Source organism: Rhodococcus sp. 320_ES, from assembly GCF_059691855.1.
On the sequence record NZ_JCAWAG010000002.1, the window covers coordinates 33567 to 47842 of the forward strand.

The following is a 14276-nucleotide window of genomic DNA, read 5'->3' on the forward strand; positions in this document are numbered from 1 at the left end:
CTCGACGAAGGAGGTTGCCGCTGTGCGCGCTGCACCGGACCCGACCACCCGGCTCACACCCGCAGGCGAGCGCATCGTCGCCGTGGCGAGCGATCTGTTCTACTCGCGCGGCATCCGCGCGGTGGGCGTCGATCTCATCGCCGACGAAGCCGGCACCACCAAGAAGACGCTCTACGACCGCTTCGGATCGAAGGAGGGGCTCGTCGTCTTCTACCTCGAACGGCGGTACCTGCGCTGGCGCGACTTCGTGATGGACCACCTCGACCGGGTCGCTCCCGACCCCGGCCCCGATCGCATTCTCGCGGTGTTCGACGCGCTCGAGACGTGGATGCGCGACAACGACCGCGGATGCGGATTCGTCAACGCGTTCGCCGAGATCGCCGGCACCGACCACCCCGGACTCGGTGTCATCCGCAAGGAGAAGACGTGGGGCCGCGATCTCCTGGTGCGTCTGGCGGACGAAGCGGGCTTCGACGACGCACTCACGCTGGGTCACCGACTGTCGTTGGTGCACGAGGGAGCGGTCATCTCGAGCACGGCGGGTCACTTCGCCCACGCACTCGCCGTGGCGAAAGATCTGGCCGCAGACCTGATCAGGGCAGACCGGATTAGGGCTGAGGCCTGAGGGTCCGGTAAGGTTTTCCAGGTTGTCTCGGCGAGGGTGAAGCGCACGCTTCACCGTGATCGACGCAGGCTCGACCGTCCTTCGGCCGTCCTCGTCCGTGTCCACGCCAGACGAGATGCACAGAGATTTTTTGCAGCCGAAGCGATTCTAGGAGTTCCACCATGGCCAACGCCCTCAACGCGACCACCCGTACCGAGTTCGGCAAGGGTGCCGCTCGCCGCACCCGCCGCGACGGCCAGGTACCCGCCGTTCTCTACGGCCACGCGACCGACCCGAAGCACCTCGCCCTCCCGGCCCGCGAATTCGCCGCGGTCTTGCGCGCCGACGGCACCAACGCCGTCCTCGAGCTGACCGTCGACGGCGAGAAGCACCTCGCACTCACCAAGTCGGTCGTGGTTCACCCGATCCGCAACTACATCGAGCACGCCGACCTCCTCGTCATCCGCAAGGGCGAGAAGGTCACCGTCGAGATCAACGTCGTCGTCACCGGCGAAGCCGCCCCCGGCACCCTCGTCACCACCGACGCCAACGCCGTCGAGATCGAGGTCGACGCCACCAAGATCCCCGAGCAGTTCGAGGTCTCCGTCGAGGACGCCGAGATCGGAACGCAGATCTTCGCGAGTGCACTCACCCTCGAAGACGGTGCCACCCTGGTGTCCGACCCCGAGACCCTGCTCGTCAACGTCCTCGAGGCCCCGTCCGAGGCGGACCTCGAAGCCGAAGGTGCCGGCGATCTCGCGTCGAACATCGCCGCCGAGGAAGAAGAGGCCGTCGAGGACAGCTCCGCTGCCGACGAGGCCGCGGAAGCCGACAGCGACAACAACGAGAACTGACCTCTCGATCGCTTTCACGACAGCGGCGCATCCTCTTCCGGAGGGTGCGCCGCTGTTTCCATGTCACCGCTGTTCTCATGTCAGGAGACCCCGTGGACACAGCACTGATCGTCGGCCTCGGTAACCCCGGAGCGCAGTACGAGCGCACCCGCCACAACGTCGGGTTCGTCGTCGCCGACACCCTCGCGTCACGGGTCGGCGGAAAGTTCAGCGCACACAAGCGGAGCAACTCCGACGTCGTGCAGGCTCGCCTCGGCGACCGGCCGGTGGTGATCGCCAAGCCGCGCTCCTACATGAACGAATCCGGCGGCCCCGTAGCAGGATTGGTGCGGTTCTTCTCGGTGAAGCCCGAGAACTTGATCGTCGTGCACGACGAGCTGGACGTCGACTTCGGACTCGTCCGCCTCAAGCTCGGCGGCGGCGAAGGTGGGCACAACGGCCTGCGGTCGATCTCGAAGTCGTTGGCCACCAAGGACTATCTGCGGGTGCGCGTCGGCGTCGGGCGTCCGCCGGGCCGTATGGATCCGGCGTCGTACGTGCTCAAACCCTTTGCGGCAGCCGAGCGTACGGAGCTGGGCATCGTCGTGGAGGAAGCGGCCGACGCGGTGGAACTGCTACTGAAGCTCGGCCTCGAGGAAGCACAGAACCGGGTGCACCGACCCTGACGCCTACACCAACAACGACGCCGAGTTGGCCCGCCGGAGCTTGCCCGAGGACGTCTTCGGAATGGTGCCGGGGCCCAGAACGGCCACCGTGCGGGGGCGCACTCCGACCTCGGAGAACACTGCGTGCACGATGTCGTGCTCGATTCGCTTGACCGCTTCCGGATCGCTGATGTCGTTGGTTTCCACTGCGACAGCGAAACTTTCGCGCTTCTGACCGGCGTCCAGACGGATGGCCACGGCGTTGCCGGGCCGCACTCCCTCGACCTTGCCGACGGCCCGCTCGATGTCCGTCGGGTAGATGTTGCGGCCGCCCATGATGATGACGTCCTTGACGCGGCCGCACACCACGACCAGCCCCTCTTCGGTGAAGTACCCGACGTCGCCGGTGTTGAGCCACCCGTCGCTGTCCTGCGCGGAGCGGGGACCGTCGACGGTCACGTATCCGGGCGTCACGGCCTTCCCGCGGACCTCGATGACACCGACACCGCGCGAGGGAAGAACCTGCCCCTCCGAGTCGACGACCCGACCTTCGAGGTTCGGAACCATCTTGCCGAGGGTGGCCAGCCGTCGCACGTTGCCCTTGGTCGCCGGTACCGCTCGTCCCATCGCCTCGAGCAGGTCTGCGTCGACGATGTCGAGGACCTGCCCCTGGTCGGGATCGGGGATGGAGACGGCGAGGGTGGTCTCGGCCATGCCGTACACCGGCGCGAGCGCGCTGGGTTCGAGCCCGAAGCGTGCACCGGCGTCGGCGAGCGCGATCATCGTGTCGGGGTCGACGGGCTCGGCGCCGTTCCACGCGTAGCGCAGCGAGCTCAGGTCGAGGCGGGTGTCCGCGGGGGCTTGACCGAGCCGGCGAGCGAGCAGCGAGTACGCGAAGTTCGGCGCCGCGGTGACGGTGCCGCGGTACTTGTCGATGAGCTGCGCCCACAGCAGCGGCGACCGCAGGAAGTCGAGCGGGGTGATGCTGACGACCTCGGCACCGACCTGCATCGGAACGGACAGGAACCCGACCATGCCCATGTCGTGGAAGAGCGGCAGCCAGCTCACCATCACGTCGTCGTCGAGGGAGAACTTGATGCGGTCGATCATCGCGTAGGCGTTGGTGTAGAAGTTCTCGTGCGTGATGCGCACGGCCTTGGGCGATCCCGTCGAACCGGACGTGAGCTGCTGCAGGGCGATGTCGGACTCTGCCGTGTCGAGCGGATCGGTGTCCGGGCCGAGGCGCAGATCCTCGATCTTCAACACCGTGATGCCGCGCTCCTCGAGGATGGGCGCGGCAACGTCGAACGGCGCGCCGAGAATGACGGCCTTGCAGTCGATCATGCCTATGACGGTTTCCGTGTCGGCTCCCCACACGGCCAGATCGGTGCGCGGCGTGGGCTGGTGCAGCATGGTGACCGACGCTCCGCGCATCCACGCGGCCTGACAGGCGGGAGCGATGTCGACCGGTTGGCCGGCGAGAATGCCGATGGCATCGCCGTGTCCGACTCCGGTGGCCGCGAGCCCGCCGGCCATCCGCCGGGCCACCTCGTGGATCTCGCCCCATGTTTGGCGCAGGGGCGTGTCGGGCTCGCCGGTCACGAGTCCGCGGTCGCTCGCGATCGCGGTCGCGTACATCTCCTCGGTGAACTTGCTCACGGTCGCTTCTCCTCACGCGCGGTGTCGGCGGGAAGGCCGGAGGCCGGCCACAGTTGGTTTGCGGCCGCCGTCACCTGTACCTCTATAGCACCGGCTCCGCCCGTCGTTACGGCATTCCGAGCGCGAGTATCCTTGCCTGGGCAGACGCTCTTCTTCGATCGGACCGTCGCCCTTTTCCACCCCCGTGAAACCTCCGAAAGGCCCGTGTGACAACCCCGTCCGAGACCGACGCCATCCCCACCCCGAAGACGACGGTGCCCAAGGGATTGACGAACGAGGTCGGTCGACGTCGAACGTTCGCCGTCATCTCCCACCCCGACGCGGGCAAGTCCACGTTGACCGAAGCCCTTGCGCTGCATGCCCGGATGATCTCCGAGGCCGGCGCCATCCACGGCAAGTCCGGTCGCAAGTCGACGGTCTCGGACTGGATGGAGATGGAGAAGGCACGAGGAATCTCGGTCAGCTCCACCGCGCTTCAGTTCGAATACCTCGACCACACAATCAATCTCGTCGACACACCGGGTCACGCCGACTTCTCCGAGGACACCTACCGAGTCCTCACCGCCGTCGACGCCGCGGTCATGCTCATCGACGCCGCCAAAGGTCTGGAACCGCAGACGCTCAAGCTGTTCCAGGTGTGTCGGCACCGCGGCATTCCGGTCATCACCGTGATCAACAAGTGGGACCGGCCGGGTCGATCACCTCTCGAACTGCTCGACGAGATCGAGCAGCGGATCGGTCTCACGCCGACTCCGCTGTACTGGCCGGTGGGTATCGCGGGCGACTTCCGCGGACTGCTCGACGTGACGAACGACGAATACGTTCGCTTCACCCGCACCGCGGGCGGCGCCACCATCGCGCCGGAAGAGCACATGAGCGCCGAGGCGGCTCTCGCGCGTGAAGGCGACGAGTGGACCACCGCCGTCGAGGAGAGCGATCTGCTCATCGAGAGCGGACAACGCCACGACGAGGAGATGTTCCTCGCCGGACAGACCTCTCCGGTGATCTTCGGATCGGCGATGCTGAACTTCGGTGTCCACCAAATTCTGGACGCCCTGATCTCGTTCGCTCCCCCGCCCGGGCCTCGTCCGGACGTCGAGGGACATCCGCGCGCGGTGACCGATCCGTTCAGCGCCGTGGTCTTCAAGGTGCAGGCGGGAATGGACACCGCGCACCGCGACCGTCTCGCCTTCATGCGCGTCGTGTCCGGGGTGTTCGAGCGCGGCATGGTCGTCACGCACGCGCAGACGGGAAAGCCGTTCACGACCAAGTACGCGCAGACCGTCTTCGGGCGCGAGCGTTCGACGGTCGAGAACGCGTACCCGGGCGACGTCGTCGGCCTCGTCAACGCCACGGCTCTCGCACCCGGCCACACGCTGTACGCCGACAAGAAGGTCGAGTTTCCGCCGATTCCGTCGTTCGCCCCGGAACATTTCTCCGTCCTGCGTGCCGAAAGCGCCAGCAAGTACAAGCAGTTCCGACGTGCCGTCGACCAGATGGATTCGGAAGGTGTCGTGCAGATTCTGCGCAACGACATTCGCGGCGACGCGTCGCCCGTTCTCGCCGCGGTCGGTCCGATGCAGTTCGAGGTGGTCGCCGCCCGCATGAAGGCGGAGTTCGGTGTCGAAGCCCGCATGGAACCGCTCGGATACTCCCTGGCCAGGCGCACCGACGCCGAATCCGCACCCGAATTGGGGCGCCAGCGAGGCGTCGAGGTCTTCACCCGGTCGGACGGCGTGATGCTTGCGTTGGTCAGCGACAAATGGCGTCTGCAATACATCGAGAAAGAACTCCCGGACCTCACTCTCGAGCCCTTGGTCGCTGCTGCGGATTAATCGATTCGTACTCTGACCAGCAGAAATACTGGTGAGTAGGAAAGTTTCCCAGGAAATTCCAAGAGATATAGCTCTAAATCAATCTCCGTGGTACCGTTTTCGTGACCAGAACAAACTTTGGGTACGTTACGAGAGCCGGAGGAGAGTCCGAATGAGCAACGGACCAGGTGTGCCACTCACGGGCATCAAGGTCGGCAAGACGCCGGCCCACAGGTCCACACGGACTTCCACCACCGCGGTACCCCCGCAACCGAGTAGTGAGGGCGATGACATGACCACATCCAGCGACCAGATCTCCGAGCACGCTCTGCCCGGTAGCAGCAGCGCGCCGGCCACCAACGGCTCGTCGAACGGCAGCAACGGCTCCTACGGCGCAGGTCGTCACCCGAGCCCGGACCGCCGCACCGCGATGGGCATTGCGTCCATCCGTATCGCGGGTCGACTGACCCAGAACGAGATCGCCAGCCGCGATTCGCGTCCGCTCGACGCCTCGACCGGCCCGGACGAGCTGCTGCAGCTCCTCGGCGAGTACCTCACGTCGGGTGGCCTCCAGAGCCCCGAGTTGCACGTGCGCTCCAACGGCACCACCGTCGTTCTCGATCTGCAGAACCCGGCCAAGGGCTTCCGCTGATCTGACACGCACTTCCGAAAACCGCCGATTCACCTGCTGGTGAGTCGGCGGTTTTTCGTGTGCGAGGCGGGCTCTCTACGCACAAAGGCGACTCGGAACGAATTCCGAGTCGCCCTGTGCAACCTCTCCGACGGCCTACGTCGGGGGACAACCGCCGAGAGGAGACAGCACGTTCTTGCGAACGTGTCATCTGGGATTCGGTCCCGCCCGGCGGGGGGATGGGTCTCGTTTATTCTCGCGGCTCGACGCGGTTCGGCCCGATTCCGCCCGGCAGATCAGCCGGGGTGCATGGCTCCTGAGTCGCGGTGAACCACCCCGAGTAGCGGAACAGCGTTCCCATCGCACGGCCGCGCACCTCGATGTCGATGCAGTGGCGAGAGTTGGCCTCGTCCCACCACTCCCGGCCGAAGGTCTCGGCCGACAGCAGGGTCGGCGGCTTGATCGACCCTCGCGGGGCCAGAAAACGCGGTGGTCCGCTGTAGAGACGCAATCCGCCCTCGGAGTCAGCGGAGCACTGCGTGTGCACCACCATGTCCGGGCCGGCGCCGATGTAGTCCAGCGCGCCCTTCTTGCCCAGCACCATGACCGAGTCCAGGGACACCTCTCGGCCGGGAAAATGGAACCGGCGCACGAAAGCCAGTGTCTCGCGGCCCAGATCGTCGACGTAGGCGTAATTGGCGATGGTGAACGGGATGTTCTCCCCCACCGCGGACGGCACCATGTTCCGTTTGCCGCCGAGCCAGAGTGCCGGCGGCGGGACGAGCTTGGAGTGGCCGATGCTCTCCATCACGCCCGTGCCGAACTGCGCCACGTTGTCGCTCGACGAGAACCCGAAGCGCCACTGCTCTTTCGGATGCAGCAGGTCGAATTCCGCGCCCATCACCGAACGCACCACAGACAACGCCATCAGCCCAGCTCCTCCGCCAGTTCCATCCACCGTTCCTCGGTCGTCGACTTCTCTGCAACGACCTGCTTGAGTTCAGCGTCGAGGCTCTGCAGCTTCGCCGCGTCGGACGACGCGTCGGCCAGTGCCGCGTGGAGTTGCTTCTCGCGGTCGTCCAGCTTGACCAGCGACCTCTCCAGCTTGGACAGTTCCTTGCGTGCTGCCCGCTCGTCGGCACCGCTGCGCACCGTGGGCGACGGCGATTTGCTTTGCGTCCCCGGCGTTTCCGTCGCCGCGATCCGCGCTCGCCGGCGCAGGTAGTCCTCGATTCCGCCGGGCAGGTTGGTCAGCTTTCCGTCACCGAAGAGCGCCCAGGTGGAGTCGCACACGCGCTCGATGAGGTAGCGATCGTGACTGATGACCACCATGGTCCCGGCCCAGCCGTCGAGCAGATCCTCGAGCTGCTGAAGGGTGTCGATGTCCAGGTCGTTGGTCGGCTCGTCGAGGAGCAGGACGTTGGGCTCGGACATCAGTACACGCGTGAGCTGCAAACGCCGTCGTTCGCCACCGGAGAGGTCGCCGACGGGCGTGCGCTGACGAGCGGGTGTGAACCCGAGCCGCTCGGCCAGCTGCCCGGCCGAGATCTCCTTGTCGCCCAGCGTGATTCGCTCGGCAACGTCCTTCACCGCGTCCAGCACCCGCATGTTCACCGGGAGGTCGTCGAGTTCCTGTCGCAGCCAACCGATTCGAACGGTGGTGCCCTGAATCCGCTTGCCCTTGGCCGGCTCGATCTCGCCCGCGATCGTGCGCAGCAGCGTGGTCTTGCCGGACCCGTTGACACCGACGAGGCCGATGCGCTCACCGGGTGCGAGGCGCCAGGTGAAGTCGTCGACCAGTACCCGATGATCGGGCGTCTCGAGCGTGGCGTCTTCGAGTTCGATCACGATGCGGCCCAGGCGAGTCTGCGCGAACCTGGCGAGCGCCACCGAGTCTCGGGGCGCGGGCACGTCCGAGATCAGCGCCTCGGCTGCCTCGATTCGGTAGCGAGGCTTGGACGTTCGCGCCGGCGGTCCGCGGCGCAACCACGCCAGCTCCTTGCGTGCGAGGTTGCGTCGGCGGTCTTCGGCGGCGTCGGCCTGCCGGGTGCGCTCGGCGCGCGCGAAAATCCAGTCCCCGTAACCGCCCTCGTACGACTCGACGCCGCCGCCGACCACCTCCCAGGTGCGGTTGGCCACGGTGTCGAGGAACCACCGATCGTGGGTCACGACCACCAACGAGGACCGCCGATTGACCAGATGCTCGGCGAGCCACTGCACGCCCTCGACGTCGAGGTGGTTGGTGGGCTCGTCGAGAACCAGCAGGTCGAGATCCTGAACCAGCGCGGCGGCCAGCGCAGTCCGTCGACGCTCACCACCGGAGAGCGACCCGACTTCGGTGTCCAGTCCGAGCCCGGTGATGCCGATTCCGTCGAGAACTCCGCGGATGCGAGCATCGCCCGCCCACTCGTGCTCGTCGACACCCAGGGGCGCCAGGACGACGTCGCCGATGGTCGATCCCGCCGGCAACACACCGCGCTGCGTCACGACGGCCATGCGCAGGCCGTTCACGCGGCTCACTCGTCCGGAATCGGGTTCCTCCACACCGGCGAGAACTTCGAGCATGGTGGTCTTGCCGCCGCCGTTGAGACCGACCACGCCGATCCGCTCGTTGTCCTGCACTCCGAGAGAGACGTTCTCGAGAAGGGGCTTCACCCCGAACGACTTGCTGACGTTCTCGAGGTTGATCAGGTTGGCCATCAGTTGCCTCCCCGCGCGGAACTCGACACCACGCGCGCACCTGCGGCGGGTCCGGTGGCGACACGCACCGTGCGGCTCACACCGGCTCCGGCGAGTTCGGCGCCGACCTCGACCGCGGCGTCGGCCGTCGGGCAGAGGAATGCGCAGGTGGGTCCGGATCCGGACACCATGCCGGCGAGCGCCCCGGCGGTCACACCGGCGCGCAGGGTGCGGCGCAGGTCGGGTTGCAACGAGACCGCAGCAGCCTGCAGATCGTTGCCGAGTAGAGGAGCGACCCGAGTGGGGTCGCCGGACGCGAGTGCGAGCATGAGTTCCTTGGAGTCGCCGAGACGTGGAGGGGTGCCTTTGGAGCGCAACTCGTCGAGCTCGCGGTAGACGGCGGGCGTACTGAGGCCGCCCTTCGCGAGTGCGAGTACCCAATGAAAAGTGTTGCGAGAGAGCACCGGTAGCAGTTTTTCGCCGCGGCCTGTGCCCACTGCCGTGCCGCCGGCCAGAGCGAACGGTACGTCGCTGCCGAGCCGCGCGGCGAACGAATGTAGTTCGGCCCGAGTGAGTTCCAGGTTCCACAGCGCATCGACGGCCAGGAGCGCTGCTGCCGCATCGGCACTGCCTCCGGCCATCCCGCCCGCGACCGGAATCCCCTTGTCGATGGTGATGGCCAGGTCGGCTGTGTGTCCGGTCGCCGCGGCCACCATCTCGACGGCCTTCCACGCCAGATTCGTCGAATCCGTGGGGACGGATGCGGCGTCGTCGCCGCGAACCACGACCGATGTCGTGGGCGCGGGAACGACCGACACGTCGTCGTGGAGCGAGAGCGCCTGGAACACTGTCTCGAGTTCGTGGAAGCCGTCTTCGCGCAGGTCCCCCACCGCGAGGTGCAGGTTCACCTTGGAGGGCGCCCGCACGGTGATGGGGCGCGGGACGACGGTGAGCACGAGTTCCAAGCTTAGTCGGTGCCGGGGCCTCCACTGATCGAGGACTGCAACTGTCCGCAATAGCGAGCACACTCGTCGCATGCGAGAAACCTCCGCGCGACTGCTGAGATTGCTGTCGCTGTTGCAGACCCGGCGCGACTGGTCCGGCACCGAGTTAGCGGACCGGTTGGACATCACCACCCGGACCGTTCGCCGTGACGTGGACAGACTTCGCGACCTCGGCTACCCCATCGACGGGGCCGTCGGTGTCGGCGGCGGATACCGGCTCGGGGCCGGTGCCGAGATGCCGCCACTCCTCCTCGCGGACGACGAGGTGCTCGCCGTCGCGATCGGATTACAGTCGGGCGCAACCGGTTCGGTGACCGGGCTCGGTGAGGCGTCGCTGCAGGCGCTGACGAAGCTGCGGCAGGTGATGCCGTCGCGGCTGCGCCACCGACTCGATGCGCTCGACATCGACGTGCTCGATCGGCGCCCGGCGAGCAGTGTCGACGCCGCCACCCTGACCGCCGTCGCCACCGTCTGCCACGCCCACGAACGTCTGCGGTTCGACTACACCACCCACGACGGAGCGTCTGCGCGCCGCGAGGTCGAACCGTATCGACTGGTGCGCGCGGGAAGCCGGTGGTACCTCGTGGCGTGGGACATCTCACGCGAGGACTGGCGATCGTTCCGCGTCGACCGCATGGAGCCGAAGATTCCGTCCGGTCCGCGATTCGTGCCCCGTGAGCTGCCGCCGGGCGGCGCGGCACACTTCGTCGCCACCGGAATCGATCGCGCCTTCGCTCAGGCGCGCGCCCGAGTGACCCTGCACGCATCGGTGGAAGAGATTGCACCCCTGGTCGACCCGTCGTGGGGAATCCTGGAATCGGTCGACGACGACACCTGCGAAATATCCCTGTCGGGCACGACGATGGAATCGATCGCCCGATGGCTCGCCGCGTTCGACGTGGACTTCGCCGTGATCGAGCCGGAGGAATTGCGCGCCGAGTGCCGATTGCTGGCCGAGCGGCACTCGAAACTGAGCCAACGGTATCTGCAGGCTTGATACTTTCGGCGACTGCCCCGAACGCGCGGACCCTTCTAGCGTTTCGGACATGACGAACACGAACCTCACCAAGCCGGACGCCATCGTTCTCGGATTGAGCCGCGGCGGCCGCATCGCTGTCATCGCAGGTTTCGCGCTCCTAGCCGCAGCGGTGGGTGCCGCCGTTCCGGTCGTGGCCGACTGGGTTCTGGGGCTGCAGTGGACTCCGCCCCTGTACGGCCCGCTCGAGCTGATCGAATCGTGGAATCGTCGCATCGCGGTGCCCGTGCTGGCGGGCGTCGGACTCGTGGCGGGCAGCGCGTTCGGGGCGGTCGCCGTGCTGGAGCAGGTCGTGGTCACCGTGTCCGGCAGAGCAATCGAGCTGAACCGACACGATTCGTCGAGAACCGTTCCCCGCAGCGAAGTGTCCGCCGTGTTCCTCGACGGCAAACACCTCGTGGTGCTGGACCGTGAATCGAAGCAGTTCGTACGGACCAAAGTCGAGGCGGCGCCGAAAGAGATCGCGCGCGCAGCAGTCCGCCACGGCTACCCCTGGTTCGACTCCGATCCGCACGCCGGCCTGTTCCACCGCTGGGTTCCCGACACGCCCGACCTGCCGCCAGCGGCCAACGCGGTGCTCGCGGTCCGCGCGACGGCACTGGAGAAGAAGTCGCAGAAGGACATCGACGACTTCCGTGGCGAAGTGGAGAAGCTCGGTGTCGTCGTCCGTGACGACAAGACGGCGCAGTACTGGCGTCCACTCGTACGATCGTGACCGTGAATCGGAGGCGGCTCGGCGACGCAGGTGCGGTAGCCCTGACCCTCGTCATCGCCGCCATGACGCTCCTCGACGACGTCGACACAGCAGGTCGGTGGTCGGCGTACAACACGGTCTCCCTGGCACTCACCGTCGTCGCTCTGGCCATCTTGACGATCCGGCGGCGGCACCCGGTGGGTGCCGCCGTGGCCCTGCTGCCCATCGTCGCGGTCACCGAGGTGTCCGGCGGCGCCGCCCTCGTCGCGGTGTTCGGCGTCGCCGCGCTCACCACGTGGCGAACGTCTTTGTGGGTCACCGTCGTTCACTTCCTGGCCCCGATACCCGTCACGGTGATCACCTACGACACCGCATTGGGCGTGGTGGGCGGCAACCTCTTCGGCGCGGCACTGGTTGCTCTCGCGCTGGCGTGGGGCACCGCTGTTCGGCAGCGGCGCGAGCTCGTCGAATCCCTGCGCGAGCGTGCCGAACGCGCCGAAGCGGAGGCGGAACTCGAAGCGGAACGATCGCGGTGGGAGGAACGCGAACGGATTGCCCGGGAGATGCACGACGTTCTGGCCCATCGCATTTCGTTGATCAGCCTGCACGCGGGGGCGCTCGAACTCGGATCGGGGAACGTCCTGGAAACCGCGGGCACCATACGACTGGCCGCGCGTGACGCGCTCGACGACCTGCGAGACGTCCTGGGCGTGCTGCGATCGGACGCATCGACGGCCATCCGCCCGCAGCGCGGCGCCGGCGACATCGGGGAGCTGGTCCGCGAATGCGAGGAAGCGGGCATGACCATCGACTTCCGTGTCTGTGACACGGAGGGACTCGACCCCGCAAACTCCCGCGCCGCGTACCGCATCACCCAGGAGGCGTTGACCAATGCGCGCAAACACGCACCGCAGCAACCCGTCACGTTGACGATGGACCGAGACGGCGACCAACTGCACCTGCAGGCGACCAACCCGGTCGACCCCCGAGACCGCGCGAGGTCCGCCGCCGGCACCCGCTCCGGTCTGATCGGCGTCGCCGAGCGTGTCCGTCTCGCGAACGGGGTCCTCGACTACGGAATCGTCGGGCGCGACGGCCGGCACGATTTCGATGTGAAGGTGTGGTTGCCGTGGGTCAGGTGAGAACAGTGATCGTCGACGACGACGCCCTGGTTCGGTCCGGACTGGTGGCAATCCTCGGGACCGACGCCGCCATCGACGTGGTCGGGCACGCCGCCGACGGACGCTCGGGACTGCAGACCATCTCGGACCTGGCTCCGGACGTGGTGCTTCTCGATATTCGGATGCCGAAGATGGACGGCCTCGCCGCCTTGGAGGAACTGCGACGTACCGATACCCACACCGCGGTCATCGTGCTCACCACCTTCGACACCGATCAGTACATCCTGCGGGCATTGCGCTGCGGTGCAGACGGCTTCCTGCTCAAGGACATCGAGCCGCGCGAGCTCATCGCAGCTGTCCACCGCGTTGCGGCCGGCGAGCCGATGCTCTCCCCCGCCGTCACGCAGCGGTTGATCGAACGCGCTGCAGCGCAGGAGGATACGGTTCTTCGAGCAGAGCGGGCACGATCGCGTCTGAACGTTCTCACTCCACGAGAACGAGAAGTCGCCGAAGCCGTGGCCGAGGGCAGAACCAATGCGGAGATCGGCGATCAGCTCTTCATGAGTCGGCCCACCGTCAAGACGTACGTCTCGCGCATTCTCGCCAAACTCGAGCTGACGAACCGAGTTCAGGTGGCGATCATGGTGCACGAGTCGCTCATTCGGTGAGCGCGAGCCTGACGAACGCCCCCACGTCCAGCGTCTCGCCGCGGGCCGACGGATCGATACCCGCCGCGGTCAACCGGCGTTCCGCCTCCACAGGCGAGCCCGCCCAGCCGGCAAGTGCGGCGCGTAACGTCTTGCGGCGCTGCGCGAACGCGGCATCGACCACGGCGAAGAGCTTCTTTCGGAACGCCTCGTCCATCGGCCACTGCGGGTCGGGGTGGCGATCGATGCGCACCAAACCGGACTCCACCTTGGGAACAGGCCAGAACACGGAATTGCCGACCGACCCCGCTCGGCGGACGGTACCGAACCAGGCGGCTTTCACACTGGGCACGCCGTAGGTCTTGCTGCCGGGCGGCGCGGCGAGACGATCCGCGACCTCGGCCTGAACCATCACGAGAGCTGTTCCAATGGAGGGTAGTTCGGACATCAGATGCAGGAGAACCGGGACCGCGACGTTGTACGGGAGGTTCGCGACCAGCGCGGTGGGCTCCATGCCGATGTCCGACGCACGCACTCGAAGCGCGTCGGCACCGACCACGCTGAGCCGCGAGGTCTCCCCCGGCGCTCTCTCCGCGACGGTGCGCGGAAGACGCTGCGCCAGAACCGGATCGATCTCGACGGCGACGACGTGTTCGACCACGTCCAGCAGTGCGAGAGTCAACGAGCCGAGGCCGGGCCCGACCTCCAGAACCACGTCGTCGGGTCCGACGCCGGCCGAGACGACGATGCGGCGAACCGTGTTGGCGTCGTGCACGAAGTTCTGCCCGAGCGTCTTGGTGGGACGCACGTCGAGATCGGCGGCGAGGGTGCGCACCTCGGCGGGTCCGAGCAGAGCGACGTCACGAGAGCTTTCGGGCACGTGGGAACT

General features: G+C 67.0%; 14 protein-coding genes. 9 read left to right on the forward strand and 5 right to left on the reverse strand.

Going from position 1 to position 14276, the window contains the following annotated elements; genetic code table 11:
* Nucleotides 1-22: 22 nt before the first annotated feature.
* From AC59JP_RS06800 to pth, 3 genes are all read left to right on the forward strand, one after another.
* Nucleotides 23-625 (forward strand): TetR/AcrR family transcriptional regulator, encoded by a 603-nt coding sequence (locus tag AC59JP_RS06800; protein ID WP_497324950.1) that lies wholly within the window; start codon nucleotides 23-25, stop codon nucleotides 623-625.
* A gap of 161 nt (nucleotides 626-786) precedes the next feature.
* On the forward strand, nucleotides 787-1458 hold the full coding sequence (locus AC59JP_RS06805) for a 50S ribosomal protein L25/general stress protein Ctc (protein WP_497324952.1): 672 nt from the start codon (nucleotides 787-789) through the stop codon (nucleotides 1456-1458).
* Nucleotides 1459-1535: 77 nt separating this feature from the next.
* Nucleotides 1536-2123, forward strand: a complete 588-nt coding sequence (gene pth / locus AC59JP_RS06810; protein ID WP_497324954.1) for an aminoacyl-tRNA hydrolase — start codon at nucleotides 1536-1538, stop codon at nucleotides 2121-2123.
* Between the two features lie 3 nt (nucleotides 2124-2126).
* Here the strand turns inward: pth and AC59JP_RS06815 are convergent, their stop codons facing one another.
* On the reverse strand, nucleotides 2127-3761 hold the full coding sequence (locus tag AC59JP_RS06815) for a fatty acyl-AMP ligase (protein ID WP_497324956.1): 1635 nt from the start codon (nucleotides 3759-3761) through the stop codon (nucleotides 2127-2129).
* Between the two features lie 233 nt (nucleotides 3762-3994).
* On the opposite strand from AC59JP_RS06815, the gene AC59JP_RS06820 reads away from it, so the two are divergent.
* Together AC59JP_RS06820 and AC59JP_RS06825 are read left to right on the forward strand one after the other, a co-directional pair.
* Entirely contained in the window at nucleotides 3995-5596 is a 1602-nt protein-coding gene (locus AC59JP_RS06820; protein WP_497325712.1) for a peptide chain release factor 3, read from the forward strand.
* A gap of 271 nt (nucleotides 5597-5867) precedes the next feature.
* On the forward strand, nucleotides 5868-6227 hold the full coding sequence (locus AC59JP_RS06825; protein ID WP_497324958.1) for a hypothetical protein: 360 nt from the start codon (nucleotides 5868-5870) through the stop codon (nucleotides 6225-6227).
* A 229-nt stretch (nucleotides 6228-6456) separates the two neighbouring features.
* Here AC59JP_RS06825 and AC59JP_RS06830 read toward each other — a convergent pair whose 3' ends face one another.
* Genes AC59JP_RS06830 through AC59JP_RS06840 form a run of 3 tightly spaced genes read right to left on the reverse strand, consistent with a single transcriptional unit; the run spans nucleotide 6457 to nucleotide 9841 of the window.
* A complete protein-coding gene (locus tag AC59JP_RS06830; RefSeq protein ID WP_497324959.1) occupies nucleotides 6457-7134 on the reverse strand; it encodes a DUF4166 domain-containing protein in 678 nt (225 codons plus the stop codon).
* On the reverse strand, nucleotides 7134-8906 hold the full coding sequence (locus tag AC59JP_RS06835; protein ID WP_497324960.1) for an ABC-F family ATP-binding cassette domain-containing protein: 1773 nt from the start codon (nucleotides 8904-8906) through the stop codon (nucleotides 7134-7136). The genes AC59JP_RS06830 and AC59JP_RS06835 overlap by 1 nt, the downstream gene beginning before the upstream one ends.
* On the reverse strand, nucleotides 8906-9841 hold the full coding sequence (locus tag AC59JP_RS06840) for a 4-(cytidine 5'-diphospho)-2-C-methyl-D-erythritol kinase (RefSeq protein WP_497324961.1): 936 nt from the start codon (nucleotides 9839-9841) through the stop codon (nucleotides 8906-8908). Before AC59JP_RS06840 ends, AC59JP_RS06835 begins: the two co-directional genes overlap by 1 nt.
* Nucleotides 9842-9920: 79 nt before the next feature.
* Between AC59JP_RS06840 and AC59JP_RS06845 the strand changes: the two genes are divergently transcribed.
* The 4 genes from AC59JP_RS06845 to AC59JP_RS06860 are packed head-to-tail and all read left to right on the forward strand — an operon-like array spanning nucleotide 9921 to nucleotide 13408.
* Nucleotides 9921-10886 carry a helix-turn-helix transcriptional regulator gene (locus tag AC59JP_RS06845; protein ID WP_497324962.1) on the forward strand — a complete coding sequence of 322 codons (966 nt, stop codon included), beginning with the start codon at nucleotides 9921-9923 and terminating at the stop codon, nucleotides 10884-10886.
* A 49-nt stretch (nucleotides 10887-10935) separates the two neighbouring features.
* Entirely contained in the window at nucleotides 10936-11640 is a 705-nt protein-coding gene (locus tag AC59JP_RS06850; RefSeq protein WP_497324963.1) for a YqeB family protein, read from the forward strand.
* Nucleotides 11641-11642: 2 nt separating this feature from the next.
* The gene (locus AC59JP_RS06855) at nucleotides 11643-12761 is read left to right on the forward strand and encodes a sensor histidine kinase (RefSeq protein ID WP_497324964.1); all 1119 of its coding nucleotides are present in this window, start codon (nucleotides 11643-11645) and stop codon (nucleotides 12759-12761) included.
* Nucleotides 12762-12766: 5 nt separating this feature from the next.
* Complete coding sequence (locus AC59JP_RS06860; RefSeq protein WP_497324965.1) at nucleotides 12767-13408, forward strand: response regulator; 642 nt, start codon at nucleotides 12767-12769, stop codon at nucleotides 13406-13408.
* Here AC59JP_RS06860 and rsmA read toward each other — a convergent pair.
* A complete protein-coding gene (rsmA, locus tag AC59JP_RS06865) occupies nucleotides 13398-14267 on the reverse strand; it encodes a 16S rRNA (adenine(1518)-N(6)/adenine(1519)-N(6))-dimethyltransferase RsmA (protein ID WP_497324966.1) in 870 nt (289 codons plus the stop codon). The two genes, AC59JP_RS06860 and rsmA, sit on opposite strands and share 11 nt — an antisense overlap.
* Nucleotides 14268-14276 lie beyond the last annotated feature (9 nt).